The organism is Pseudanabaena mucicola FACHB-723 (genome assembly GCF_014696385.1).
Taxonomy (GTDB): domain Bacteria; phylum Cyanobacteriota; class Cyanobacteriia; order Pseudanabaenales; family Pseudanabaenaceae; genus Pseudanabaena.
In genome coordinates this window covers 61,617-85,954 of sequence record NZ_JACJQB010000012.1, presented here as the reverse complement: position 1 = coordinate 85,954, position 24,338 = coordinate 61,617, and the positions used below count along the sequence as shown (strand labels likewise).

Annotated in this window: 27 protein-coding genes and 1 tRNA gene; 14 read left to right on the top strand and 14 right to left on the bottom strand. The window is 43.7% G+C overall.

The features are described from left to right. The coding region (locus H6F41_RS08610; RefSeq protein WP_190403065.1) for a hypothetical protein at window positions 1-516 on the bottom strand (516 nt) is incomplete at its 3' end. 308 nt (window positions 517-824) lie between these two features. Next, window positions 825-908 (bottom strand) — tRNA-Leu (locus H6F41_RS08605). A 151-nt stretch (window positions 909-1,059) separates the two neighbouring features. Between H6F41_RS08605 and H6F41_RS08600 the strand changes: the two genes are divergently transcribed. After that, entirely contained in the window at window positions 1,060-1,455 is a 396-nt protein-coding gene (locus tag H6F41_RS08600) for a hypothetical protein (protein ID WP_190403064.1), read from the top strand. Window positions 1,456-1,549: 94 nt separating this feature from the next. Continuing rightward, entirely contained in the window at window positions 1,550-1,996 is a 447-nt protein-coding gene (locus tag H6F41_RS08595; protein ID WP_190403063.1) for a tRNA (cytidine(34)-2'-O)-methyltransferase, read from the top strand. Between the two features lie 25 nt (window positions 1,997-2,021). Here H6F41_RS08595 and H6F41_RS08590 read toward each other — a convergent pair whose 3' ends face one another. The 8 genes from H6F41_RS08590 to H6F41_RS08555 form a co-directional block, all read right to left on the bottom strand. Continuing rightward, a complete protein-coding gene (locus H6F41_RS08590; RefSeq protein ID WP_190403062.1) occupies window positions 2,022-3,398 on the bottom strand; it encodes a helix-hairpin-helix domain-containing protein in 1,377 nt (458 codons plus the stop codon). A 119-nt stretch (window positions 3,399-3,517) separates the two neighbouring features. Continuing rightward, window positions 3,518-3,868 carry an STAS domain-containing protein gene (locus H6F41_RS08585; protein WP_190403061.1) on the bottom strand — a complete coding sequence of 117 codons (351 nt, stop codon included), beginning with the start codon at window positions 3,866-3,868 and terminating at the stop codon, window positions 3,518-3,520. Then, window positions 3,865-4,308 (bottom strand): ATP-binding protein, encoded by a 444-nt coding sequence (locus H6F41_RS08580; protein ID WP_190403060.1) that lies wholly within the window; start codon window positions 4,306-4,308, stop codon window positions 3,865-3,867. Before H6F41_RS08580 ends, H6F41_RS08585 begins: the two co-directional genes overlap by 4 nt. Before the next feature lie 57 nt (window positions 4,309-4,365). After that, complete coding sequence (locus tag H6F41_RS08575) at window positions 4,366-5,172, bottom strand: ABC transporter permease (RefSeq protein ID WP_190403059.1); 807 nt, start codon at window positions 5,170-5,172, stop codon at window positions 4,366-4,368. Beyond that, window positions 5,165-6,064 carry an ABC transporter permease gene (locus H6F41_RS08570; RefSeq protein ID WP_408962535.1) on the bottom strand — a complete coding sequence of 300 codons (900 nt, stop codon included), beginning with the start codon at window positions 6,062-6,064 and terminating at the stop codon, window positions 5,165-5,167. The genes H6F41_RS08575 and H6F41_RS08570 overlap by 8 nt, the downstream gene beginning before the upstream one ends. Before the next feature lie 9 nt (window positions 6,065-6,073). Further along, window positions 6,074-7,255, bottom strand: coding sequence for a hypothetical protein (locus tag H6F41_RS08565; protein ID WP_190403057.1), 1,182 nt, complete (start codon window positions 7,253-7,255; stop codon window positions 6,074-6,076). 291 nt (window positions 7,256-7,546) lie between these two features. Further along, entirely contained in the window at window positions 7,547-8,059 is a 513-nt protein-coding gene (locus tag H6F41_RS08560; protein ID WP_190403056.1) for a phycobiliprotein lyase, read from the bottom strand. A 227-nt stretch (window positions 8,060-8,286) separates the two neighbouring features. Continuing rightward, window positions 8,287-9,036, bottom strand: a complete 750-nt coding sequence (locus H6F41_RS08555) for a phycobilisome rod-core linker polypeptide (protein ID WP_190403055.1) — start codon at window positions 9,034-9,036, stop codon at window positions 8,287-8,289. Window positions 9,037-9,293: 257 nt separating this feature from the next. Here H6F41_RS08555 and H6F41_RS08550 point away from each other — a divergent pair, with 257 nt between their 5' ends. The 10 genes from H6F41_RS08550 (at window position 9,294) to hemG (ending at window position 19,374) form a co-directional block, all read left to right on the top strand. Then, window positions 9,294-10,220, top strand: a complete 927-nt coding sequence (locus tag H6F41_RS08550; protein WP_190403054.1) for an alpha/beta fold hydrolase — start codon at window positions 9,294-9,296, stop codon at window positions 10,218-10,220. 147 nt (window positions 10,221-10,367) lie between these two features. After that, on the top strand, window positions 10,368-11,444 hold the full coding sequence (locus tag H6F41_RS08545; protein ID WP_190403053.1) for a PstS family phosphate ABC transporter substrate-binding protein: 1,077 nt from the start codon (window positions 10,368-10,370) through the stop codon (window positions 11,442-11,444). A gap of 77 nt (window positions 11,445-11,521) precedes the next feature. Next, the gene (gene pstC / locus H6F41_RS08540) at window positions 11,522-12,484 is read left to right on the top strand and encodes a phosphate ABC transporter permease subunit PstC (RefSeq protein WP_190403052.1); all 963 of its coding nucleotides are present in this window, start codon (window positions 11,522-11,524) and stop codon (window positions 12,482-12,484) included. Continuing rightward, window positions 12,477-13,451: a phosphate ABC transporter permease PstA gene (gene pstA / locus H6F41_RS08535; protein ID WP_190403051.1), complete on the top strand. Its 975-nt coding sequence runs from the start codon at window positions 12,477-12,479 to the stop codon at window positions 13,449-13,451. The genes pstC and pstA overlap by 8 nt, the downstream gene beginning before the upstream one ends. Window positions 13,452-13,533: 82 nt before the next feature. Beyond that, window positions 13,534-14,352 carry a phosphate ABC transporter ATP-binding protein PstB gene (pstB, locus tag H6F41_RS08530; RefSeq protein WP_190403050.1) on the top strand — a complete coding sequence of 273 codons (819 nt, stop codon included), beginning with the start codon at window positions 13,534-13,536 and terminating at the stop codon, window positions 14,350-14,352. A 126-nt stretch (window positions 14,353-14,478) separates the two neighbouring features. Continuing rightward, a complete protein-coding gene (locus tag H6F41_RS08525) occupies window positions 14,479-15,318 on the top strand; it encodes an ABC transporter ATP-binding protein (RefSeq protein ID WP_190403049.1) in 840 nt (279 codons plus the stop codon). 5 nt (window positions 15,319-15,323) lie between these two features. Continuing rightward, window positions 15,324-16,649, top strand: coding sequence for an MlaD family protein (locus tag H6F41_RS08520; RefSeq protein ID WP_190403048.1), 1,326 nt, complete (start codon window positions 15,324-15,326; stop codon window positions 16,647-16,649). Beyond that, window positions 16,649-17,098, top strand: coding sequence for an NfeD family protein (locus tag H6F41_RS08515; RefSeq protein ID WP_190403047.1), 450 nt, complete (start codon window positions 16,649-16,651; stop codon window positions 17,096-17,098). The genes H6F41_RS08520 and H6F41_RS08515 overlap by 1 nt, the downstream gene beginning before the upstream one ends. 454 nt (window positions 17,099-17,552) lie before the next feature. After that, window positions 17,553-17,789: a DUF2811 domain-containing protein gene (locus tag H6F41_RS08510; RefSeq protein WP_190403046.1), complete on the top strand. Its 237-nt coding sequence runs from the start codon at window positions 17,553-17,555 to the stop codon at window positions 17,787-17,789. 142 nt (window positions 17,790-17,931) lie between these two features. Further along, the gene (gene hemG / locus H6F41_RS08505; RefSeq protein WP_190403045.1) at window positions 17,932-19,374 is read left to right on the top strand and encodes a protoporphyrinogen oxidase; all 1,443 of its coding nucleotides are present in this window, start codon (window positions 17,932-17,934) and stop codon (window positions 19,372-19,374) included. Window positions 19,375-19,410: 36 nt separating this feature from the next. Here the strand turns inward: hemG and proB are convergent, their stop codons facing one another. Together proB and cpdA are read right to left on the bottom strand one after the other, a co-directional pair. Continuing rightward, complete coding sequence (gene proB / locus H6F41_RS08500) at window positions 19,411-20,544, bottom strand: glutamate 5-kinase (RefSeq protein WP_190403044.1); 1,134 nt, start codon at window positions 20,542-20,544, stop codon at window positions 19,411-19,413. A gap of 63 nt (window positions 20,545-20,607) precedes the next feature. Further along, window positions 20,608-21,420, bottom strand: a complete 813-nt coding sequence (cpdA, locus tag H6F41_RS08495) for a 3',5'-cyclic-AMP phosphodiesterase (protein WP_190403043.1) — start codon at window positions 21,418-21,420, stop codon at window positions 20,608-20,610. Between the two features lie 214 nt (window positions 21,421-21,634). Between cpdA and H6F41_RS08490 the strand changes: the two genes are divergently transcribed. Then, window positions 21,635-22,813 carry a glycosyltransferase family 4 protein gene (locus H6F41_RS08490; RefSeq protein WP_190403042.1) on the top strand — a complete coding sequence of 393 codons (1,179 nt, stop codon included), beginning with the start codon at window positions 21,635-21,637 and terminating at the stop codon, window positions 22,811-22,813. A 4-nt stretch (window positions 22,814-22,817) separates the two neighbouring features. Here H6F41_RS08490 and H6F41_RS08485 read toward each other — a convergent pair whose 3' ends face one another. Next, window positions 22,818-23,015 (bottom strand): hypothetical protein, encoded by a 198-nt coding sequence (locus H6F41_RS08485; RefSeq protein WP_190403041.1) that lies wholly within the window; start codon window positions 23,013-23,015, stop codon window positions 22,818-22,820. Between the two features lie 107 nt (window positions 23,016-23,122). Next, the gene (locus H6F41_RS08480) at window positions 23,123-23,764 is read right to left on the bottom strand and encodes a GIY-YIG nuclease family protein (protein ID WP_190403040.1); all 642 of its coding nucleotides are present in this window, start codon (window positions 23,762-23,764) and stop codon (window positions 23,123-23,125) included. A 52-nt stretch (window positions 23,765-23,816) separates the two neighbouring features. On the opposite strand from H6F41_RS08480, the gene H6F41_RS08475 reads away from it, so the two are divergent. Further along, on the top strand, window positions 23,817-24,323 hold the full coding sequence (locus H6F41_RS08475; protein ID WP_190403039.1) for a DUF29 domain-containing protein: 507 nt from the start codon (window positions 23,817-23,819) through the stop codon (window positions 24,321-24,323). The last annotated feature ends 15 nt before the right edge of the window (window positions 24,324-24,338 follow it).

The window sequence follows — 24,338 nt, the reverse complement described above, 5'->3', positions numbered from 1 at the left end:
CGGCGGAGCGATTATATTTGACTTGTTATTAGTTTTTACAACCACCGCAGCTCTGAGATTTGGCTTGACCTTGGGTTTTGCTAACAGGGTCTCTAGTTTAGGTACTGGATTAATGACAGTGCTTGTGAAAGGATCACGAGATTGCTTAGTATTAATATTAAGCTTTTGCTCTAATTCCTGCACCCTTGCCTGCTTATCGGTTGTGGAGATAAGTTCTTGAGTTGTTTGCCCACTCACGAATGGAGTATTAAAAGTAGGCGCAGTAGGAGTTGCTACAGGACTGGGAGGTGCTTGGGTCGTTGTTCCGTCAGCGATAGTAGGCAATGGCTTACCTTCTGCTGCAAGTACCCTCATGGCTTCGCAATCTGTTCCTGGAGCAAATTTAGCTGTTTTGACAACACCTTGTCGTGCTTCTCGTGCGGTGGTGATTGTACATTCAACAGGTGTACCCTCGCCACAAGCAATAAGGGTTGAAGTAACGCTAAGAATCACGCCAGCTAGGTAATAAATACGCATAAAAAGTTCCTCTGCTGCCTACTTTGTTTTCGGTACAGCGTCATCCAATTTTTGTCAATTTTGACTGCAAGATATTAAAGCATTATGGTGATTTTGGCAATCATTAACTGACAAATTACTAAATTCAGTGACAAATAAATACGTTTTTTTCTGGCAAAAAATAAAGTTACAGCAAGGTAAGTTTTGCTTAGAACATAAAACCCAAGAAGCGCCGCCACTTGCTTCTTGGGTTTTGGTTTGTACTAGCTAACTCTTTTTTCTCTACAAAAAAAAGCAGATCTTGAATGCGAGCTGCTTTTTTGTTTATATGGGCAAAGAGAGAATCGAACTCTCATGACATTGCTGTCGTCAGATTTTGAGTCTGATGCGTCTACCAATTCCGCCACTCGCCCTGACTCCAGGATTTACATAATAACTAACATTGATGTTTTTTGTCAAATATTTTTTTAAGAATTTATGAACATACTCTACTCTATGGGGGTATACGCTATGGATAATCACGATTAAGATACGGTTTAGACTTAAAAAAATAATTTGTAATCTATGTCAAAGCTAGAACACCTAATCATGATGGCGGAGGATGAGTTGGTGCAGTACAGCACCACTGCCCGCAAGATTGAAAAACTACGCCAGAAAGTCGGACTATCGCTAAATATTGCGGAACAACAACAGGCAAAGGCGGAACTGCTGGAAGTTTTGCCAACCGATGACATTAGCCAGATCGTAGAAAAGAATCGCCAGACTATTTCTTTACCTTTTTGGGGGATTGCAGGTTTAGGTTTGTTGTTGGGGATATCTATGGAACAGCCGCTAGATTTTATTGCGACTGTTGTTGGTACTGTGGCAGCGATCGCACTGCAAAAATGGGGATGGAGTTTGCAGGCTAAGCGCCTTGTTTTACAAACACTTGAAGATATTGAAGAAAGAAGTAAACGTTAAACCAAAAAAGAATTGCATCGCTAGGTGATGCAATTCTTTTTTGGATGTATTCGCTATATATTTAAAAACTGTGCATTCCTAATATTTATCGTCAATGTTGCAAGTCGCCCTCATTTATCCTGAAATTCCGCCCAATACAGGCAATATCGCTCGCACCTGTGCGGCGACGAACACACGTTTACATTTGGTCGAGCCACTGGGCTTTGAGATTAATGATCGGCAACTAAAACGGGCAGGAATCGACTACTGGGAATATGTGAACGTCACGGTGCACCCAAATATTGAATCTTTGCAAGAAGCTTCTAAAGGAGGACGATGGGTTTGTTTCAGCGCTCGTGGGTCAGAAAACTTTCGTGAATTTCAATTCCAAGATGGTGACTGGCTCTTATTTGGCAGTGAATCAAGTGGGCTACCCGCCGAAGTAATTGCCAATAATCCTGCTGTTTATATTCCGATGGAACACCCCAAAGTTCGCAGTCTCAATCTATCGGTGAGTGCTGCCCTTGGTTTATTTGAAGCCAGACGACAGCTAGGAATCTAATAAGCTTATTTCATCTAACATAAGCTTATTTGGTGATCAATGCGTCATAGGTAGCTTTAAATCCAGCTTCTTTGAGGGCTTTAACCGCAGTTTCTTCATCCTGCACCCAGAATTGATTGCCTAATCGTACTAGTTTAGGCATATATTCGATCGCAGCAATCACAGGAATTTTATTAGAATTTTCGGGTTCATTGTTTCTACCATAGCTAGAATTGCCACGGCTAGAATTACCATAGTTATGATTAGGATTGGGATTTAAAGCGTTTTTGAGCTGCTGTAGGACTTGGCGATCGCTGGCTTGTTCACGGGTTAGCTCAACGCGCACCATCCTCACTGACTCAATGGGTTGCATATCGTCAACAATCAACTGGGTTTGTTCATCACGCCGATCAATTTTGCCCCAGACCATCAAGCGTTTGTCTTTTTCTAAAAGATGCTTTACTTTGTCATAGGTTTTGGGAAAGACAACTGCTTCGGTACTGCCTGTCAGGTCTTCGAGCTGCAAGATGGCCATGTGATCACCTTTTTTGGTAATCACTTCTTTGATATCTAAAATGATTGCGATCGCAGTGACGATTTTTGTCTCCGAGGATTCGGGGATATCGCAGAGATTAATGGGAGCCATTAACCTAGCTGAGCGACTGACTACACTCAGCGGATGGTCGGAGATATAGAAACCGAGTAATTCTTTTTCGAGACGTAGTTTTTCTTGAGAAGAGTAGTCACCTACTCGGTTAGTGGTGGGCGCGATATCAAAGGTCTTAGTATTACTACTTTCACCAAAAAAGTCAAAGATATTACCTTGCCCAGAGGCTTGCTCTTTAGCGCGGCGTGAAGCCCATTCCATGGTGATATCTAGATCATTCATCAATTGACGACGATTCGGCTCTAGAAGGTCAAGTGCGCCTGTCTGGATTAATGCTTCTAAGGCTTTCTTGTTTAATGATCGTGAATCGAGGCGGCTACAGAGATCGGCGAGTGAGGTAAAAGCGCCATCTTCTTTACGGGCTTTTAAAATTGCGGCGATTGGCCCAGCTCCAAGATTTTTAATTGCAGCTAAGCCAAATAAAATTTGATGCCCACGGGGAGTAAAGTCTTCCCCAGAGCTATTCACATCAGGAGGCAAAACAGGAATGCCCATGCTGCGGCAGTTAGCAATATAGCGCTGTACTTTATCTTGATCCCCACTGACTGAAGACAGCAATGCTGCCATATATTCAACGGGGTAATTTGCCTTGAGATATGCGGTCTGATAGGTGACATATCCATAGGCAACACTATGGGATTTATTAAAGCAATTGGAGGCAATATAGCCATTATCTAGCAGAAAATTATGATCACCTGCTAAACCGATGTCGAAAACTGGCTGCACACCCAGAGATTTACGACTAATAATTTTCATTGCCAACTACTGAAATAATAATAAAACTCCAGAATCGAGTTGCAGCGCGAAGCACTGCAACTCGATTCTGGTTTTATGTCCTAATATATTGAGGACTGCTGTTATCAGAAACAAAAAAACTATGGTTCAAATCCTTCTAACTCGGGGACTTCTGCAACTAGGTGTACCCCTTGAATATATAGAGAACGACCATATTTGCCAACATTCTCTAATCGCAGCTTACCACCCTGCTTTTTGGCTTGCACTGCCATATCGATCGCAGCACCTACGCCTCTACTAACAATTTTGGTCACTCCCTCAAAGTCTAAAATGATCGCAAGTAATTTGCGATCAATAAATGGTTGAACAGCCTGTCTGAAATATGGCACTGTGGTTACGCTCAAAGCACCATTCAGCTTGAGGATAACTTGATCGCCATCAATCTGTTCGACGATCTTAAGTTCATCTTGTAAAAATGAGGAATGAGTCATGGTTGAAGAATGGGTTTGGGGGTAGACAGAAACTTACTCATACGGACTATTGTGCCTTGATCGCTAGACTCGATCTCGACCTTGTCAACCAATGCTTTGATCATATGTATTCCGAAACCACCATTTTTGACACCGATTTCAGACATCAAATCAAAGTCAGGTGGAGGCACACTATCGATATCAAAACCTGATCCGCGATCATGGACTTCCACAATCAGACTAGAAGTTGTTGCGAATACCAAAACCTCTACGTCAAAATCAGATGTACTATAAAGAACTGCGTTAACTAAAGCTTCCGTGAGAGCTTGTACAACATCTTGTACAGATTCAGGATCAAACCCCATCTTTGTCGCAAGTGCTTCGACTGCTGCGATGGGAATGTCCTCAATTCCCTCAACGGGTGGAACAGAGATTCGCAGCTTTAAAGGCTTCTCGCTCATGATGGAGTCATTCTGTAGCTTTGATTCGCTTTGCCAGAAGTAATATACCACAGGTTATCAACCTGAATCATGATTCCCCCAACTTCTTACGGTTTCGGCAATGGCTGCCATTGATGCTGAAGCAATGATCAGTAGTACGCTTAAGGCATTTAATTCTGGGGTTACGCCACCACTGCGTAATGATGCAAAAATTGCGATCGGTAATGTCGTTGCGCCTACACCTGCGGTGAAGTAAGCAATTACCAAATCATCCATACTGAGAATAAATGCTAGTAAACAGCCTGAGAGGATACCCGGTAAAAGTTGAGGCAGCAATACCCGTAAAAAGGCTTGAATTGGAGTTGCTCCTAAGTCAAGAGCTGCTTCTTCTAGTTTGGGATCGATGGTGGCAAGGCGGCTAGAGACAACCACGGCAACATAGGACAAGCAGAAAACGATGTGAGCAATCACGATTGTCACAAGGCTTAGCGGTAGTTTAATTGCTGCAAAAAACACGAGGGTTGCCACTGCGATCGCAATATCGGGCATGATTAGTGGTAAATAGCTCACCCCTCGATATAAACCTTTGCCGGGGAAATAATATCTTGCTAAACCCACGGCGGTTAGTGTCCCCAATACCGCCGAAACAGAGACGGCAGTGAGGGCAACACTGAGACTATTTCTTAAAGCCGTCAATAGAGTGGGATTTTGTAAAAACTTGGCATACCACTCCCAAGTAAAACCTGTCCACTGTGAAGGGGACTGGGATTTATTGAAGCTGAAAATGGTCAGTACAGCGATTGGTAAGTACATGTATAGAAAAGCAATTACCGTGTACCAAGTCTGCCAACGCTTGACGCGAGATTGATTGATTGAGTTAGCCATCAGATACAACCCGGCGATCGCCATATTTGAGCAGTAGGATAATGACGATGGTGACCGCTAAGATCAAAACCATACTGAGCGCTGAGCCAAACCCCCGATTACTACTTGCACCTAAAAACTGCAATTCAATAATTGAGGCGATGGTACGGCTACCGGGTCCTCCTAATACTTGTGGGTTAATGTAATCACTAAAGCTAGTAATCGCAACCAAGGCTGATCCTGCAATAATTCCTGAAGATACTTGGGGAATTGTGACTTTCCAAAAGGTTTGTCGAGTATTTGCACCAAGATCGGCAGCGGCTTCTAATAATCGTAGATCGAGGCGCTCTAGGGATGCAAATAGCACTAGTACCATATAGGGCAAATAGGTATAAACCATGCCAATAATTACACCTTCAGCTTTATTGAGGACGTTAATCCCTGATAGCCCAATGAAGTTAAGAAAAGTATTTAAGACTCCCGTGGGTCTGAGGATCGTAATCCAAGCATAGGATCGTAAAAGTGATGAAGTCCATAGTGGTAAAACAAAGAGCAAGAGCAAGATATTTCGCCATTGCTTGGGGGCAATAATCGCAAGCCAATAGGCAACTGGGAATCCCAAGAACAGGCACAATGTGGTTGTGATGATGGCATAGAGCAGCGATCGCCACACTACAACTAGATATATAAAGTTGCCCCCGACATACTCAAACACTCGTTGATAGTTATCTATGCCAAACTCAGTTTTGCCAAGGGGGACAAGGCTCTGGATCAGAATTAAAGCTGTCGGAATAATTAAGAATGCCGCCAGCCAAAAGCCGCTAGGAAATAACATTGCGAAAGGTTCAAGCCATTTGAACCGTGGCACTGATCTTGGACTGGTTGTAGAAGAACTATTCGAGGAACTATTCACAGGTGTGTTTTAGAAGTAGAGAACTCTTGAGTCAACTCCTTGCGATCGCAAATAGCGAGATACAGCTTCTGCTGAGTCGCGATTTTGATATGCGCCAGCGTGAATAAAGCTACCACGTCCCGAACTGGAGAAAAAGGCACTAGGAACATATTGGCGTACCTGTGACAGCAAGAGTTGGTTGTTAGCAGGGGTGGGGACTACCGTAACGTAGCGAAAATCAGAGATTTGAGCTGGTTGGCTAACCTGTTGATTTAACTGAGTTGTGTTGCTAAATTCGCTACTAAAACCATTGCTAAAGCTATTTGCCGCAATGGGCTGCGATTGAGTAGCTGTAAAGTTTGTGGCAACAGAGTTATTGTATGGCGTTGTGACCACCGTACTGCTAGGAATAAATCCAGTTTGCGGCTGCACATAATTTACTGCTTGGCTAAATCCTGATGATTGTACATAACCCGTTGGTTGCTGTACATAACCTGTTGATTGGACAAAACCTGTAGGCTGGACAAAACCTGTTGCTTGGATTTGATTGGTATAGCCTGTGGGCTGGACATATCCCGATGGGACTGAAGTTTGCACAATCTGGGTTTGAGGAACTACAGTCTGAGTCACAAATTGTCTGGTTTCTGGTACGAGTACCTGTTGCCAACGAGGTACTAACACCTGTTGCGTTTGTACTTGGGGAATCACCGTATTCGTGGTGATCTGTTGATATTGATTGCTGTAGGTAGCCACTTGCTGAGGTGCAGAACTAAATATCTGAGACTGCGACTCTACCTGAAAGCTAGAGGGTTGAGGTAAGGTCTGGACTACCGAGCTGGGCTGAATGACTACCTGTTGCGGGCTAGGCGCACTGAAAACTGAGGAAGTTGTCGTCTCAGGGAAAGGAACCTGCACATCGGTTTCCTTGCCACCTGATGTACGAAAATACTTTTGGGCAGATAGCCCTGACTGTTGCAAGGTAATCGCTAAACTATCAGCACTGTTTTCAGAGTTGAAAATACCTGCTTGAATGGCAGGCTGACCATTAATTTTGGTTGTAAAAGCAGAGGGTGATATAGTCCGAACTCTCTGTAATGTCGCAGTATCATTACCCTCGACAAAAATAACAAAGCTTGCTGATGCTGATTGTGCGATCGCAATGGATACGATTGCTACAGTTCCGAAAATGCTGGCTCTTGTAGTCCAATTCACAGCGGTACATCCTCACACTTGAATGTAATAATGGTCAAGTTTAGCTTAACTAGATCAAATCATGTTTTTTCTAGCAAAATTATTAATTGGCAGTGAGCCGTGAGTGGTTATGGAAAAAGTTAAGGGTGTTTTAAATATTGCAATTTTTGTATTATTAGCGGGTTTTATCGGATTAGAGGTCTGGACTTTGATATCCCACTTCTTAAAGTAAAAAGTTTTACAAACTAAAAGACAGATGGCGGCGCTTTGCGCCGCCATCTGTCTTTTAGTTTCATATAAAACAATTTGTGGCTAAGGCTTAGGAGCAGCCACTCGAATTTCCGAATAAAATTTTGATGAAAGAATTTTGAGATCGCCAGATTGATTACCCTGAAGTACCGTAGCAACCCGAAATCTCAAGTTAGGATTACCATACCAAATCCTTTCCTCGATCACATTCTCCGTCGTCACCGTCTGAATCGTGAGGGACTCATCCTCCGCGATTTCACAAATACCTTTACCTTGATTGGTGATAATTAAGCCTTTTTGTGGTGAATGCACAACAGGCACAACAATGGCGCTACCTTTGGGCTTATTGCTACTGAGAGATTCTTCTTCCCATGACATTTGCATTGGTTGAAATGCACTACTTGGGTCGATGCTATGTTTTTGGCACATCTCAACCACACTAGGATTGTCAAGACTCAACGCTGTAATCTCAAGCACAGATAGGATGTCACTGCCATTTCCTTCTCCAAATTGATGATCACTGCGTTGCGATCGCCAGCGACCGACAAAAAGTTCAAGAAACTGCTGAATATCCATTGTTACTAAAAATTAAATAAAACTGATAAATAAAGCGAGACTAAATATAGTAATGCAATTTTTGTTCAAACCTAAGAGATTAGTTGCGGCGCTTCACTCCGCAACTAATCTCTATAGTAGCTACTATAAATATGCGTTGATTTTGCCATAAATCCTATAGTAATTTCCAGCCACAAAGAAGGGGGACGCTAAGCGTCCCCCTTCTTTGTGGGTCTAAGAGATTAAGTCTAGCGACGAGGTACTAGACGCTCATAATCAAGATTTTGAGCAGACACAGGAGTTGAGTTAGCAGGCGCAGTATTAATGCTGCGTGCCATATTCAAGAACAAAGCTGGATCGCCAGTCTTGGGCGCTCTGTCGGCAACAATGTAGCTGCGGACAGAATTTTGCCAGATGAGTTGAGGGAAGCCCAACTGTGCACGATGGTAAGCATCGTAGCGAGGAGATTTGAGGTTGAAGGGTACTTCACCAATTTTTTGGCTAGGTAGAATGCGACGACGTTGGTAAGGGAGAGTGTCTTCGCCAAAGGCTTCAAGATATTCATCGCTGTTTAATAGCGCATCAATGAAACCTTCAGTACCTTTAGTTGCCACGACAATTGACCAAGCGATCTTTTCCTTTTCGCTATAGACATCACGACCGAGAACACGCTGTACAGTTTGCTCTACGAAGCGATAGTTGCTGTTTTTGTCATAAAAACTGCTTCTATAGGTATTAGAAAGTACGAGACCACGCACAAATTGTCTGACAGAGATGTTGCCAGAGCGCAATTGTGATTCTAGGGTGACTTCACGATCGCTATTGAAAGCATGGAAGAAAATTTGACGGTAAGCAGCTGCGATCAATTCGTCCATGTCAGTGCTGGAGAGCAGGTTCGCAGTGTTATAGATGCGAGGAGTCTCATCACTACCGACTGTAAAGCCAGCAACGCGAGAATTTTGCGATGCTGGAGCGTAATTCAACAAAGGAAGCGCCACGTTTAAATCTCCAAAATATTATCGAAAAGTTCTATAAAAATACTTATTTCCAAACATACAATGAGTTTGAGTCTAAATAAGCTAAATATAATTACGAGAGGCTAATCTCTAGTCAATGATAGGATAGGCGAAATTAGCTAGTTCTAATTGCTTCACATAAGTTTACTTTTGCTAGAGTGTTTGTAAGAGATTTTCGTGCCAACGACGCGAAAATAGTCAAGATTTGATTACATTTTTGATCCCATGAAGTTATAACCATGCCCATATCCTCTGAAGAGCGCACCACCTATCACAAGTTTGCGGATCGTGTTTGGACATGGCGGGGCTATGCAATTGGGTACTGTGCAGCAGGTCTAGATCAAGAACCTGAATTACCTGCCATTGTCCTAATTCACGGATTTGGCGCGTCAGTGGGTCATTGGCGCAAAAATATACCCGTTTTGGCAGAAAGTAACCGAGTCTATGCGATCGATTTGATTGGTTTTGGTTCATCGGCTCAGCCTAAACCTAGTGAGTTGCCTTATACCTTTGAGACTTGGGGGCGACAGGTTGCTGACTTTGTAATGCAGGTGGTGGGCAATCGCGCCATACTCGTAGGCAACTCGATCGGAGCAGTAGTGGCGATGCAGGCGGCAATATATGCGCCTGAGTTGATCAATAAAACTGTACTAATTAACTGTTCGTTACGATTATTGCAAGAACAAAATCAATTGAATATGCCTTGGTTTAAGCGCGTTGGGGTCAAAGCTGTTCAAAATATTTTGGGTGTGCGTGCGATCGCAAAAATTTTTTTTGATCAAGTTAGAAATCCCCGAGCCATTCGCCAAATTTTGTCACAAGCCTATATTGATAAGTCAGCGATCACTGATGAGTTAGTAGAGATTTTGCTCAGACCCGCCCTAAATGCCAATGCCGTTGACGTATTTATGGCTTTCGTTCGCTATTCACAGGGGCCAAGACCTGAAGACTTGTTAGCAATTCTACCCTGCGATGCAATTGTATTGTGGGGTGAGCGTGATCCTTGGGAACCAATTAGTATAGGCAAAGCGTCATTTGCAGAATTTGCCTGCGTTAAAGAATTTATAGCCCTTCCCAATGCAGGGCATTGCCCCCAAGATGAAGTCCCAGCCTTGGTTAACCCAATTCTAGTAAGGATTGCATCCAGTGATTTAGCGGGTGCATAAATCACCTTAAGTATTTTTTCTCAAACTAAACTTAACTGCATCTTTAACGCTTCTTAACCTTGTATCAACGGATGCAGTTTACTATCGATCTTGTCTAGTTTGAATGCTCAGTCAACCGTAACAGATTTAATCCCAACCAGATTTCCTATGATGTCTAAAAAGAATATCAACCGCAGTGTCGTAACTTTTGTTACAGGTGTTACATTAGCCGCAGCACTTGCATCTTGCAGTGGTAGTAGCACAACACCAACCGCCACAACAGGTGCAACTGCACCCGCCACAACCACAGCGGCTAATACTCCTGCAACCACAGCTTCTAGCCTATCTGGCAACGTTACTATTGATGGCTCTAGCACCGTCGCTCCAGTTAGCAAAGCTGTTGCTGAAGAATTCGCGAAGGTAAACCCTGGAGTAAAAGTTCCTGTCGGTACAAGCGGTACTGGCGGTGGCTTCAAGAAATTCTGTGCTGGTGATACCGATATCTCCAATGCTTCTCGCCCGATCAAAAAAGCTGAAGAAGAAGATTGCAAGAAGAACGGCGTGGAGTTTGTAGAAATTCCTGTAGCTATTGATGGTTTGACCGTAGTTGTTAACAAGGAAAATACTTGGGCTAAGTGTCTAACCGTTGCCGAACTCAAGACCATGTGGTCTCCTGAAGCTCAAGGTAAGATCACCAACTGGAATCAAGTTCGTCCTGATTTCCCTGATGCCAAACTTTCCCTCTTTGGCGCTGGTGCTGATTCGGGTACGTTTGATTACTTCACCGAAGCAATCAATGGCAAGTCTAAGGTCAGCCGTACAGACTTCCAACCTAGCGAAGATGACAACATCATCGTTAAGGGTGTGCAGGGTGATAAGAATGCACTAGGATTCTTTGGTGTTGCTTACTTTGAAGAAAATGCCGCAACTCTAAATGCTGTAGAAATTGATGGTGGTGCTGGTTGTGTTGCCCCTACCTCTGAAAACATCAACACTGGCAAATACAGTCCTTTGTCTCGTCCTTTGTTGATCTACATCAATAAGAAATCATATGAACGTCCTGAAACCAAGGCTTTTGTTGATTTCTACGTCGCCAACAAGAACAAGCTTGCTAAGGAAGTGGGCTATGTAGCTCTTCCCAGTGAAGCTGAACCCTTGATTGCTGAGCGCATCAAGAGTGGCAAGACTGGTTCAACCTTCCACGATGCTAAGGCGGGAACTCCAATCGTTGATTTGCTGAAGTAATCTTGATTTAGTTTTGTGCAAAGCCCTCCTAGTCGATGGGGGGCTTTGCCTTTTGATGTACTTGATTAGGAATCTCTATGACAAATCCTATAATTCCCCCTCCTGTTGAAGATCTCGATCTCTATCAGCGAGCCGATCGCAACATTCGAGAGAGTGCGATTGGCTATGCTTTATTGATAGCCGCTTGTATTTCCGTATTCACCACCGTTGCGATCGTCTATATCCTTGCATCAGAAACAATCAACTTTTTTAGCAATGTCAGCGTTGGTGAGTTTTTGTTTGGCAAAACCCTCGAAAATGGTAGTTACAGTTGTAACTGGACACCTCAGTTTTCGACTAAAGAATTTTGCGTATGGCCGACGGTAAATGGCACAATCCTTGTCGCATTAATTGCCATGATTGTGGCAACACCTCTGGGGTTGGCAACGGCAATCTACCTTTCAGAATATGCCTCACCGAGAGTCTCTAAACTTTTAAGACCTGCGATCGAGCTGTTAGCGGGTGTACCCACAGTTGTATATGGCTACTTTGCACTTACCTTTGTCACCCCTTTTCTCGAAAAATTTATTCCTAACCTGAATGGATTTAACGCATTAAGTGCTGGTTTAGTCATGGGAGTAATGGTTATCCCCACGATCGCATCTGTTAGTACCGATGCCATGGTCGCTGTGCCATCAGCACTTCGAGAAGCTGCCTTTGGACTTGGTTCTACCAAGAAAGAAGTTTCACTTCAAGTTGTTTTACCTGCGGCTCTATCGGGAATTTGTGCGGCAATTATTTTAGGTATATCTCGTGCAGTCGGTGAGACGATGATTGTGGCGATCGCCGCAGGTCAACGACCTACCTTAACCCTCGATCCTAGGCAGACCGTTGGCACGATGACCGCTTACATCGCTCAAGTCGCTAAGGGTGACTCGCGGGTGGGCAGTGTCGAATACCAAGCCCTTTTTGCGGTTGGTATGACACTGTTCTTGATTACCCTTGCTCTCAACATTATCAGCAAGATGATTAGCAAACGATTTCAAGAAACTTATGAGTAAAGGTATAGATATCTTAGAGTCCAGAGACGACGATCAAGCTGGATCTTCAAAATTTGATCCGCGATTAGATTCTAGGAATTTTTGGGGCAAAATATTCGCTTATTTTTGTGTTTTTTCGGCATTTTTCGGGCTAGCTGTCCTTGTCTTCTTGATTTTTGATGTTAGCTCCGATGGAGCTAGTCGCCTCAATGGTGACCTATTTGCCAACTTCCCATCGCGTCGTGCTGAAGCATCTGGTTATCGAGCTGCAATCTGGGGATCAGTATGGATGCTCGCCTATGTATTACTTTTAGTAGTTCCTATCGGGGTTAGCTCCGCCATTTATTTGGAGGAATACGCGCCTAAAAACTGGTTTACCGAATTAATCGACCTAAATATCTATAACCTAGCTGGTATTCCCTCCATTATTTACGGTTTACTGGGTCTAGGACTATTTGTACAGGGTGTTTTTGGTGGTCGTTCAGTGTTATTGGCTGGGGTACTGACAATTACCTTACTGATTTTGCCACCAGTTATCGTGATTTCTAGGGAAGCGATTCGGGCTGTGCCACAATCGATACGGCAAGCCTCCTATGGCGTTGGAGCGACTAAGTGGCAAACTATTTCTAACCATGTTTTGCCTGCGGCTTTGCCAGGGATTATGACAGCGGTAATTATTTCTTCGTCTAGAGGTATTGGGGAAACTGCACCAATTGTAGTTTTAGGAGCAGGGACAGTTTTGTTTGACCCCAAAGCATCTCCAATTAACTTTGGAGCTTTGTTTAGTGGTAAATTTGGAGATGTATTCACTGATACATTATGGTCAAACGATAATTTCTTCTCAGTGCTGCCTTACCAAATTTATGATTGGGTGGGTAATCCCAAGCCAGAATTTCAAACCTTGGCTTCCGCAGGGATTATCGTTTTGTTAGTTTTGGTTTTGGGTATGAACCTTCTGGCTATTTTCATCCGCAATAAAGTGAGCTGAACAGTCTGAATTAATCTAATTCTTTCTCGGCGACTGTGATCACCTAAATGAAGCGTAAATATTACAAATTTGGTTTTTGACAATGAATCTAAACGAAAATAATTCTGCAACTCACGATGTTGTCTTGAAGGCAAGTGATGTGAATGTTTTTTATAGTTCTAATACCCCTGCGGTGGCTGGGGTTTCCTTAGATATCTTAAAAAATCAAATCACTGCTTTTATTGGACCATCAGGCTGTGGCAAAAGTACCATCCTCAGATGCTTTAATCGTCTTAATGACTTGATTGAAGGCGCTAGAGTGAAAGGCTCAATTACTTTTAACGGTATTGATCTATACGATCCAAAGATTGACGCTGTAGCAGTGCGTCGTCATATTGGCATGGTGTTTCAGCGACCTAATCCATTCCCTAAATCAATCTATGAAAATATTGCCTTTGGTCCTCGCATTAACGGATTTAAAGGGTCAAAAGCAGATATGGCCGATTTGGTTGAAAGATCATTACGATCGGCGGCGATCTGGGATGAAGTTAAGGACAAACTTAATGAAAGTGGTCTAGCTCTTTCGGGTGGTCAACAACAACGACTATGTATTGCTCGTGCGATCGCAGTTGAGCCGCAAGTTATTTTGATGGACGAGCCTTGTTCCGCGCTTGACCCAATCTCCACCCTTCGCATTGAAGAGTTGATGCAGGAATTAAAGCAAAAATATACGCTGATTATTGTGACGCACAATATGCAGCAAGCATCACGTTCCGCAGATATGACCGCTTTCTTTAATACCGAACTTTCTGACAATGGTAAGCGGATGGGTAAATTAGTAGAAATTGATCGTACTTCAATTATTTTTAGTAGCCCTAAGCAAACGGCAACGGAAGAATACATTAGTGGCAGATTTGGGTAAGCCCAAATCTGGATTTAATACTAAGGAGATGCAGTACCTATCACTACATCTCCTTTTGTTTTTTCAGGAAAAGTTTCTAAAAAGATGCTAGTTTTTTTGTAGAGTGATTTTTTCAATCAAAAATAAATGTCGATTGAGTCAGCCAGTTCTCTGATCAAAACTAGTAACGATGTCATTACGCCGTTGCTGGAATTACGTCAGATTTATAAAAGTTTTGGGGCAAATAATGTACTAAATGGAGTCGATCTATCTGTCCATACGGGCGAAGCGATCGCAATTATTGGCCCATCTGGTACTGGTAAATCGACGATTTTACGGTTAATCAGCGGATTGCTTGCCCCCGACCAAGGCTCAGTCTATATCAATGGCAATTTGATTGCTAAGGATGAAGATATTCAAGAGGGTAACTATGGACTGAGTATTGGTATGGTATTTCAAAATGCGGCTTTGTTTGACTCGTTAACCGTTGCCGAGAATGTAGGATTTTCGCTGTTTGAACATTCCCGTTTATCTCGTCGTGAGATTTATCGATTAGTCGAGGAAAAACTCGCCCTAGTTGGACTAGAAAATATTTGCGATCGCTATCCTAGTGAATTATCGGGCGGGATGCGAAAACGGGTCAGCTTTGCCCGTGCAATCATGGATGACCCCACCGCAAAAGTCCATAACAAAAAAGTATTGCTCTACGATGAACCAACTGCAGGACTTGATCCTGTGGCTTCAACAATCATCGAAGACTTAATGCGATCGCTCAGGGAACAGCAAGTATGTGATAGCTACGTTGTGGTTACGCACCAAGACAGCACTATTCGCCGTACTGCTGACCGATTAATAGTTCTTTATCGCGGATCAGTGCGCTATGCAGGAAACGTTAGTACAATTGATACGGTTGACAATCCCTATGTTAGACAATTTTTTAGCGGCAGCACTGAAGGCCCCATTCAACTTTTAACCAAGGAGGTATAAAGCTCGTGCAGCGAAAAACATTACGCGACGGTGCGCTCGGCTTATTTATCATCGGTGGAGTAGTTGCTCTTGGTGGCTCATTGTTATGGTTGCGTGGATTGCAACTCAACAGCTCTAAGTTTACCTTCACGATTAAAATGGCTGATGCCAGTGGGTTAAACTCTGGCTCGGTGGTTAGATTTCGCGGCGTAGAGGTGGGACGAGTAACGGGGTTGATCGCTCAGACTGAGGGCGTTGATGTTCAAGTCAGCATTGATAATGCCCAATTGCTAATTCCTAAACAATCAATCGCTGAAACTAATCAGAGTGGGTTTCTAGGAAATACGAATATTGATATTTTTCCTCCCCAAGAAATTGCCGCCATTGATCCGCAGCTTAACCCTATTGCCAAGGATTGTAATGCGGAGCTAATTATTTGTCAGGGTGGGCAAATTAGCGGTGTGCGTGGTGTTAGTTTTATTGCTTTGCTTAAGGACTCAAGTGCGGCTCTACGGAAAATTAATGAGGAAGGTTTACTAGAAAATCTCAGTGACACGTTAACAGCGGCTCAGAAAACGGCGGGCAGTATTCAGAAACTTGCGGATTCAGCAAATCGCGTAGTTGGTACTTTTGAAAATCAACTGACCAAATTTGGGGATACGGCGGATGCAATCAGTGGGGCTGCGAATAAGGTTGGCAATGTTGCCAATAGCGCTCAAGATTTAATCGAGGTCAATCGCGAAAAACTAGCCCAGACCCTTGATGGCATTTCCGCAGCTTCCAAAGAAGCGCGGGCTTTGCTTGCTAGCGCCCAACCGTTACTCAATGATGGCAAACTGATCGCTAATCTCCAAAAGCTATCGGAAAATGCTGCGGAGACATCTGCCAATTTGCGAAAGTTGTCAGGAGAGTTGAATGATCCCAGCACTATGGCTTCGCTACGAGAAACCCTAGACTCAGCCCGTGCTACTTTTGCCAATGCCAAAAAGATTACGGCTGATCTTGATGAGTTGACGGGAGATCCGAAACTACGGAGTAACATTCGTAATTTGATTAATGGTTTAGGTGGTTTACTATCAGAAGCACCAAATCTAGACCTGATCGTTCCCACCGCTACCAAGTCTCAACCTGCTGAGTCAGGAACCACAACCAACAACATTAAATTAATTCCTCCCGTTGAGGTTGCTCGTAGCAAAGTGAGTAAACCCGCCACTGAAGCTCAGGTTAAGACGGATGGCGCTAGTGTGACTCCAAAAGTGAAGATCAACAGTCCTAAACCTAGCAGTACAATTGTCAAATCAGAGACAGGACTAGTACCTGAGATTTTCAATACGGATGGCTCAAGCAATTAATGAACTTACTACCTAGCCAAGTTTGGCTGATTATAGGTATTGCCCTTTGCATTATTGAGTTGTTAGTCCCATTACCAACATTTTTGATTGCTGGAGCAATGGGAGTGGCGGCATTGCTGGTGGCGGTAATCTCCCTAATTTTACCAATACCTGCATTACAGGTATTGGTATGGATGATTGCTTCAGGCATTTTAGCAAGTCTATCGCGGCGATTTATTCCGAAGGATTCGGTGCAGCTCAAGGAAGCCGATGAGGGAATTACGATCACCGAAATCCCCGCAGGTAAGGTTGGTCGTGTTAAGCATGAGGGTGTTTCATGGAGAGCGATGTGTGATGACCCGCAAATTGCGATCGCAGCTCAAAAAAAAGTAATTATTCTGCGAAGACAAGGTACGACTTTGATTGTTGTGCCAGAAAATTGGCTATCACTCAAAGAACAGGAACTTTAATTTGATTAACATGATTAACAAAAGTGCGCCCCATGGGGCGCACTTTTGTTGTGGGAGTCGATAAACATTAAGAAAAAAATTATTTTGAAATTTACCCAACAAAAAGTTATCCACATAGTTATCCACAGATTTTGCATTTTTTTCCACAGATAACAGTGAGTTTTCCACAGGTTGTTTTTTGTAAAAACTCACATGTGCCTTACTGGTTAAGGATTCATTAATGGGATGCGGGAGGTATTGGGGGAAACTAAATTGCGATCGCAAATCATAAAGATATGTAAACAAAATCAAACTAAAATGCTGATTCTATTAACTTGATTTCATATATTTATGAGGTTATCTCAATATTTGTTTACGTTGACAAGAACTGCTAGTTAAACGCACAATTGAGTTCCGTCCGCTGAAAATGGTTGCGACGTTTCTATCAAACTTGTTCAAAAGTTGAGGTTTTCGCATGAGTACAACCGTCAGTATATTGGCTGAAATTCCTGAAGAACTGCACGAAACCCTCAAACATTACCTAGAATCACATCCTGATTGGGATCAGGATCGTGTATTTGCCGCCGCATTATCTCTATTTCTCTTGCAAAACGGTGGTAGCGATCGCCTTAGTGCATCCCACAATGCCTCACCTAACTATCGCAGCACCGCCAAAGTATATTTGAATGCTTTGTTCCAGCATTCCTTATAAATTTCTCGCTGAGCGTAAGGATGTGCGGCGCTTCGCGCCGCACATCCTTACAAAATTTTTTTCTGCCGATCCTTGTACTTAGCTATAGGAGCTGAGTTGTACTAGACTGGGAATTGCTAAATTGCTATAAGTCTTTCAAGCCATGACCGCCACGCCATCTGCTGAAGCTAATCAAACCTTAGATGTTCTTGTCGTTGGGGCAGGCATCTCTGGACTCACGATTGCCCATGAACTTGCGATCGCAAAAAAACATCGTGTTTTGGTTGCCGAAGCGCAAGATCGCGTGGGTGGCGCAATTACGAGCGCTAAAAATGACGAAGGATATCTGTGGGAAGAAGGTCCTAATAGTTTTCAACCTACGCCCGAACTATTGCGCCTCGCTGTCCAAGTCGGGCTCAAGGATGAATTGGTGCTAGCGGATGGCAAATTACCCCGCTTTGTGTTTTACAACGGTAAGCTCAATGCCTTGCCGATGAGTCCCCCCAAGGCGATCGCCACCAAATTATTGACTTGGGGCGGCAAAATTCGTCTAGCTTTAGGGGCAATGGGCTTTGCTCGTCCTGCCATGGCTGGCGAAGAATCCGTTGATCAGTTTTTCTCGCGCCTATTGGGTAAGCAAGCTGTTGAAAGACTAGTTGCGCCATTTATTTCAGGTGTTTATGCGGGTGACCCCAAGCGACTGAGTGCCAAAGCTGCATTTTCCAAGATCTTTCGCCTAGAAAATACTTATAACGGTTTGTTGGCAGGGGCGATCCTTTCTGCAAAGGAACGCAAAGCCAAAAAAATCAATGATCCGACTCTGCCCAAGGTTAAATCAGGTGAACTTGGTTCTTTTCGGGAGGGAATCAAAATGTTACCCGAAGCCGTTGCCACCAAGTTAAGAGCGCAAGGCACAGCAATCAAGCAACAATGGATTTTGCGATCGCTAGAAAAGCAAGGCGATATTTATATTTCTAAGTTCGATACCCCCACAGGTGAAGAAATCGTCACCTCACGCGCGGTCGTGCTGACTACTCCCGCCTATGTTACGGCAAAGCTATTGCAAGACTTTCTACCAGTCGCTAGCCAAGCTCTCAAGGAAATCTTCTATCCCACCGTTGCCTGTGTGGTGCTTGCCTATCCTAAGAGCGAGTTTATCTGTGATATGAAGGGCTTTGGCAATCTGATTCCACGTACTCAAGGGGTGCGAACCCTCGGCACGATTTGGTCATCAAGCCTATTTGCGGGACGCGCCCCTGAGGGTTGGCAACTATTGCTTAACTTCATTGGCGGCACTCTTGACCCGATGTTAGCCAAGCTTTCTGAGGCAGAAATCATTGATGCTGTGCATCAAGACCTCAAGAAAACATTACTGCGTCCAGAGAGCAAGGCTGCACCGAAAGCGATCGCAGTGCATGTGTGGGACAAGGCAATTCCACAGTATGAAATCGGTCATTTAGATCGCCTTGCTATCGTCGAGTCGGAGTTAAAAAAATCTCAGGGGCTATATGTCAGCGCAAATTTTATTGGCGGCGTGGCTTTAGGCGATTGCATTAAGCGAGGTATTGAAGAAGCGCATAAAATTGAAGTTTTTTTGCAAAGCTAGTTTCTAACATCTTGAACCGTCTGCTATGCGGACGGCTCACAGACTCACTAAGTTATCGCGATGAACTACGGTCTCTTCCCCTTCGACACCGAGTAACTTAGGAATATCTTCGGACTGAGAGCCGAGAATGCGAAGAATATCATTGCTGCTGTAATTGGTAATGCCTCTGGCAATTTCTTTACCATTGCGATCGCAAATACTGACCGATTCATTTGCCTCAAACTTGCCTTCCACTTCGATAATTCCCGCAGGCAAGAGGGATTTACCTTTGAGAATGACGGCACTAACCGCACCATCATCTAAAAACAATTTACCGACCGTGACCATCCCATAGGCAATCCAGCGCTTCCGAGCATTGACTGTTTTGGGTTGGGCGGCAAACTGTGTACCGAAGTTCTCTCCCTTGAGAATTGCGGATATGCGATCGGGGAAAGAGCCACGGGTAATGACGGTGCGAACCCCTGCGGCGGAGGCAATCCGAGCTGCATCAAGTTTGGTGGCCATTCCTCCCGTTCCCCATGCTGTGCCGCCACCTTGAGCGCCTAGTGCTTGTTTTTCACCGATCGCTTGCCTCAAGCTGGTCAATTCTGCATATTCGACAAACTCAATTGGCTGAGCATCGGGATTTTGACGCGGATCATCGGAATAAAGGCGATCAACATCGGTTAATAAAAATAACCAATCTGCTTCTACCAAACTTGCTACCAATGCCGAAAGGGTATCATTATCGCCAAATTTCAACTCATCAACTGCCACCGTATCATTTTCGTTAACGATCGGGACTACGCCCATTTCCAGCAATTCATGGAAAGTTGCATGGACATTCATATAGTGCTGACGCTGAATCAAATTGCCACGGGTTAGCAAAACTTGAGCCACGGGCTGTTGTAATGTGCCGAAAAAGTCGTCATAAATGCCAATTAAGCGACCTTGCCCCACCGCCGCCACCGCTTGCTTCTTAGAAATTTTGCGCGGACGTTTTTTTAAGCCTAGCCGTCCACAACCAACACCCACAGCACCCGAAGAAACTAAGACAACGCTATGTCCTTCGCGGCGCAGATGGACGATTGCTTCTACTAATTTGGCGATTGTCGCTAGCTGCAAGTCTCCTGATTCAGGATGACTAAGGCTGGACGTGCCAATTTTAATCACAATAGTCTGCGGTTGCATTTGCTCTGAGGGTGGGGATAAAAAGTTGCTGGGCAGTTTTTTATCCTATCAGGAAACCGCTTTTCAATAGCCGTTCGCCGCAAGATCGGGGGGGAAGCTGGCACTGCTGAGACGATGAACTTCGGTTGTGATTGTGCCATCAGCGTAGAGTCGGAGATGCCGCCAAGCAGGTGCTTGATTATCAATAATTAGCTGGGGTGTTCGTGGCTGAAACTGCACACAGGTTGAAGGACTGACTAAACAACGCACTGAATTATGGGCAGTTTCATAAATTTGCTCAAAGTCTTGATGGGCATGTCCATTCACAACTGCTTGAATCTGGGGATTGCGATCGCAAATCTGCCAAAACTGCTCTTTATTAGTTAGACAAATCTCATCCATCCATGCTGAACCGATGTCAATAGCAGGGTGATGAAACGCGATCAAAGTCGGATGATCAGGATAAGCGTTTAAATTTTCCTCTAACCATGCCAATTCTGATTCGGCTAAATTGCCATGCACTGCGCCCACCACCACTGAGCTAAGCAATAAGATTCGCCATCCCCCAATATTTTGCGATCGCACCAAATGCACATACTCACTCGGCAAGTATTCCGCCATTAAGTTTAAATCATCATGATTACCCGCCAAGCAATAGGCTGGGAACGATGCGACATCAAGGGATTGACGCAAAAACTCATAGGAAGCAGCACTACAGTCCTGTGATAAGTCCCCCGTCAATAGCAATAGGTCAATCTTAGGAATTGTCTGTTTAACTTCTGTCAAAACCGCTTGGAATGATTGATTAGTGGGAATCCCAACTAAGTAACTATTTAAGTCTGTAAATAAATGTAGATCGGTTAAATGGACAATGGAAATAAACTGATCGTCGCTCATTTTCGCAATATCCTGATAATTTTACAAGCTATCTATCTCTTTACTGATCTTATTCGGGAATATTTTGGAGATACTAAACCCTATGAGATCCTGATAGCAACATCACTTTATAACACTACTAATTCGTGGATAGATTCTGTCGATATATAGTTGGTATAGTTAATACTAAGATTAAATACTTAGTCTTTATTATTTCAAACATTAACTAAATACCATGCGTATTCTCGCTCTAGCTTGGGAGTTTCCCCCGCGCATTATTGGAGGAATTTCTCGTCATGTAGCAGAGCTATATCCTGAAGTTGTTAAGCGCGGACACGATGTTCATTTAATTACTGTTGCCGTTGAGGGTGGGGCATCAGCAGAAGTTGTTGATGGCATTCATGTTTATCGGATTCCTGTTGAACCTAACCATGATTTTTTTCATTGGGTAAACCAGATGAATCTCCAGATGATAAACTTTGCGCGTAAGTTTTTAGATGATAATTCTGTTGACTTAATCCATGCCCATGACTGGTTAGTTGAAGAATCTGCGATCGCATTGACTAACGAGTTTTCGATTCCCCTCATCGCCACCATTCATGCCACAGAGCATGGGCGTTGCAATGGTATTCACAACGATACGCAAAGACATATTCATCAAAAAGAGATTAACTTAACCCAATCCGCCCAGCGCGTAATTGTTTGCTCTGAATATATGCGCGAAGAGTTGCAAAGGGTTTTTGGCTGTGCCGCCGAAAAGATTGATGTAGTTTATAACGGTCTGAGTGAGGAGCGGTGGAAGCACATTAAGTCTGAGCAGGATGAGGATGAGGCAAGTTTAAGGGCAAAGTACGCGCCACCCGATGAAGCGCTTATATATTTTGTGGGGCGAATCACCTATGAAAAAGGCATTTACATTTTGCTCAATGCAATGCCCAAAATTATCAGTGCGATGAACGACAAAGTACGTCTAGTCATCATTGGTACTGGGGATGCCTATTCGATTTTGCTACAGCGTCAAGCTTGGGATCTGGGTATCTACCACAAAGTTCAATTTACTGGCTTCATGGCGGATACAGATTTTTGGAAATTTCAAAAAGTTGCTGATTGTGCTGTTTTCCCCAGCCTCTATGAGCCTTTTGGCATTGTTGCCCTTGAGAGCTTTGCCGCCAAAATTCCCCTCGTTGTTTCCGATGCAGGAGGGTTGCCAGAGGTAGTGCGTCACCAAATCACAGGAATCGTCACAAGGGTAAATGATGCAGATTCTTTAGCGAATGGAATTATTGAGGTTTTACAAAATCGTGACTATGCCCAAACCTTAGTAAATAATGCTCAATCGGAACTAAGGGATCGCTTTGCATGGGATAGGCTTGCAGCTCAAACTGAGTCTGTCTTCTTGAAAGTACGACAATAGCCAACTAGCTAAAAGCTGGTGAATGATGTTGTTTGAGTAATAATACGGTCTTATTTTGAGGTGAATTTCTCAAGCCCGATGGTGATGGTAAGAATGACAAGATTACCGTCAATACAGTGATTGAGACCATGCTACCCACAAAAAATTTGACGAACCATAGTTCATTGACATCGTAGTTAGAGTTAGGGTTTTGTTGAGACATTAATTTAGTCCTTAGTAATTGTGTGTGGCGCAAAGGAACATGTTCAAGATATCTTGAGACTTTGCCTATAGGTGAATATAAAAGGGTTTGTCGATGCTCTAGATGATCTAGTTGACGAAAGGAGTTCCCCAAAAGCTCCAGTTCTCTTTATTAAATGGTGACCGCCATTTCTCGATGAGGATTTTCTCTAGTTTTTGCCTAGTGCGAGTTGCGGCAGGAGCGTCCCACCAGAAGGTCATGACAACTTGGGTCGGGATATTGTGGGTGATATGCAGTTCTCGATAGTTCAGCAGATAACGTTTACAGTCATGAGTTCCTTTCCATCTTTGATGAGAACTACATGTCTCACCTACATACAGTAACACGGGTGGCTGTGATGGATGTGTGAGATCGATCACAAAGTATAAACAGGCATCACCACGATCATCGCTGGGTAAACGGTAGAACTCCGCAGGGTGCAGGGGTAGTGCAAATGGATTAATTGCATGGGGATCGCAGTGATTGTTGGGTAAATCAAATAGGGAGGTTTGAACGGGGATCATTGTGGTGACGGAATTCTGATACTTTGCGATCGCATTTTTCCAGTTCTGCAAAGATTGACTTCCCATTTGATACTTCTCACCACTATCATAAAGTCGTGAAGTACGCTGCATTCCTTCACTAAAGAGCGATCCCTGTTCATAGTTAACGGAAGATGACTTAGAACTATGAGTATTTTTACTGTTGTAGGGAGTGGGGCAATCGCTCATGGGGATGAAGGTTAATATGTTAATTTATTTATACCTTAGCTAGTGTAGACCTATGGCGATCGCAACCAAGCCGTTATCTCCCCATGGTACAAATCCTACAGATCCTAATCAGTCCGACCGCGATGAGCATGATTACGATCATGATTTTTATGCTTGGACACAGGAGCAGTCTCGGTTGCTCAGAACTGGACAACTGCAATTAATTGATATTCAACATTTAGCCGAAGAAATAGAAGACATGGGGCGTGCTGAAAGGCGGGAGTTGGAAAGCCGTTTAGAAATTTTATTGATGCACCTTTTGAAGTGGCAGTTTCAACCTAGTAAGCGATCGCGGAGTTGGCAATTAACGATTAAAGAACAAAGATTACGGTTACAAAAGCATCTCAAGCAAAATCCCAGTCTGAAGGCGGCAATAGCTGATGTTTTTGATGATGCCTATCAGTTAGCTGTCGTTAGCGCTGAAAGGGAAACAGGATTAGATATATTTCCAGATATTTGCCCCTACCTGATTGAGCAAGTTTTGATAGATGCATTTCTACCTACTTGTCAACAACCATAAAACTATATCCAAACA

Excerpts from the sequence above, each read along its gene's own strand:
- proB (WP_190403044.1), bottom strand. The coding sequence starts at position 20,544 with ATGCAACCGCAGACTATTGTGATTAAAATTGGCACGTCCAGCCTTAGT.
- H6F41_RS08595 (WP_190403063.1), top strand. The coding sequence starts at position 1,550 with ATGTTGCAAGTCGCCCTCATTTATCCTGAAATTCCGCCCAATACAGGC.
- H6F41_RS08485 (WP_190403041.1), bottom strand. The coding sequence starts at position 23,015 with ATGTCTCAACAAAACCCTAACTCTAACTACGATGTCAATGAACTATGG.
- H6F41_RS08510 (WP_190403046.1), top strand. The coding sequence starts at position 17,553 with ATGAGTACAACCGTCAGTATATTGGCTGAAATTCCTGAAGAACTGCAC.
- H6F41_RS08580 (WP_190403060.1), bottom strand. The coding sequence starts at position 4,308 with ATGAGCGAGAAGCCTTTAAAGCTGCGAATCTCTGTTCCACCCGTTGAG.
- pstB (WP_190403050.1), top strand. The coding sequence starts at position 13,534 with ATGAATCTAAACGAAAATAATTCTGCAACTCACGATGTTGTCTTGAAG.
- H6F41_RS08525 (WP_190403049.1), top strand. The coding sequence starts at position 14,479 with ATGTCGATTGAGTCAGCCAGTTCTCTGATCAAAACTAGTAACGATGTC.
- cpdA (WP_190403043.1), bottom strand. The coding sequence starts at position 21,420 with ATGAGCGACGATCAGTTTATTTCCATTGTCCATTTAACCGATCTACAT.
- H6F41_RS08550 (WP_190403054.1), top strand. The coding sequence starts at position 9,294 with ATGCCCATATCCTCTGAAGAGCGCACCACCTATCACAAGTTTGCGGAT.
- H6F41_RS08600 (WP_190403064.1), top strand. The coding sequence starts at position 1,060 with ATGTCAAAGCTAGAACACCTAATCATGATGGCGGAGGATGAGTTGGTG.
- H6F41_RS08590 (WP_190403062.1), bottom strand. The coding sequence starts at position 3,398 with ATGAAAATTATTAGTCGTAAATCTCTGGGTGTGCAGCCAGTTTTCGAC.
- H6F41_RS08585 (WP_190403061.1), bottom strand. The coding sequence starts at position 3,868 with ATGACTCATTCCTCATTTTTACAAGATGAACTTAAGATCGTCGAACAG.
- pstC (WP_190403052.1), top strand. The coding sequence starts at position 11,522 with ATGACAAATCCTATAATTCCCCCTCCTGTTGAAGATCTCGATCTCTAT.
- H6F41_RS08475 (WP_190403039.1), top strand. The coding sequence starts at position 23,817 with ATGGCGATCGCAACCAAGCCGTTATCTCCCCATGGTACAAATCCTACA.
- hemG (WP_190403045.1), top strand. The coding sequence starts at position 17,932 with ATGACCGCCACGCCATCTGCTGAAGCTAATCAAACCTTAGATGTTCTT.
- H6F41_RS08575 (WP_190403059.1), bottom strand. The coding sequence starts at position 5,172 with ATGGCTAACTCAATCAATCAATCTCGCGTCAAGCGTTGGCAGACTTGG.
- H6F41_RS08490 (WP_190403042.1), top strand. The coding sequence starts at position 21,635 with ATGCGTATTCTCGCTCTAGCTTGGGAGTTTCCCCCGCGCATTATTGGA.
- H6F41_RS08560 (WP_190403056.1), bottom strand. The coding sequence starts at position 8,059 with ATGGATATTCAGCAGTTTCTTGAACTTTTTGTCGGTCGCTGGCGATCG.
- H6F41_RS08545 (WP_190403053.1), top strand. The coding sequence starts at position 10,368 with ATGATGTCTAAAAAGAATATCAACCGCAGTGTCGTAACTTTTGTTACA.
- H6F41_RS08515 (WP_190403047.1), top strand. The coding sequence starts at position 16,649 with ATGAACTTACTACCTAGCCAAGTTTGGCTGATTATAGGTATTGCCCTT.
- pstA (WP_190403051.1), top strand. The coding sequence starts at position 12,477 with ATGAGTAAAGGTATAGATATCTTAGAGTCCAGAGACGACGATCAAGCT.
- H6F41_RS08480 (WP_190403040.1), bottom strand. The coding sequence starts at position 23,764 with ATGAGCGATTGCCCCACTCCCTACAACAGTAAAAATACTCATAGTTCT.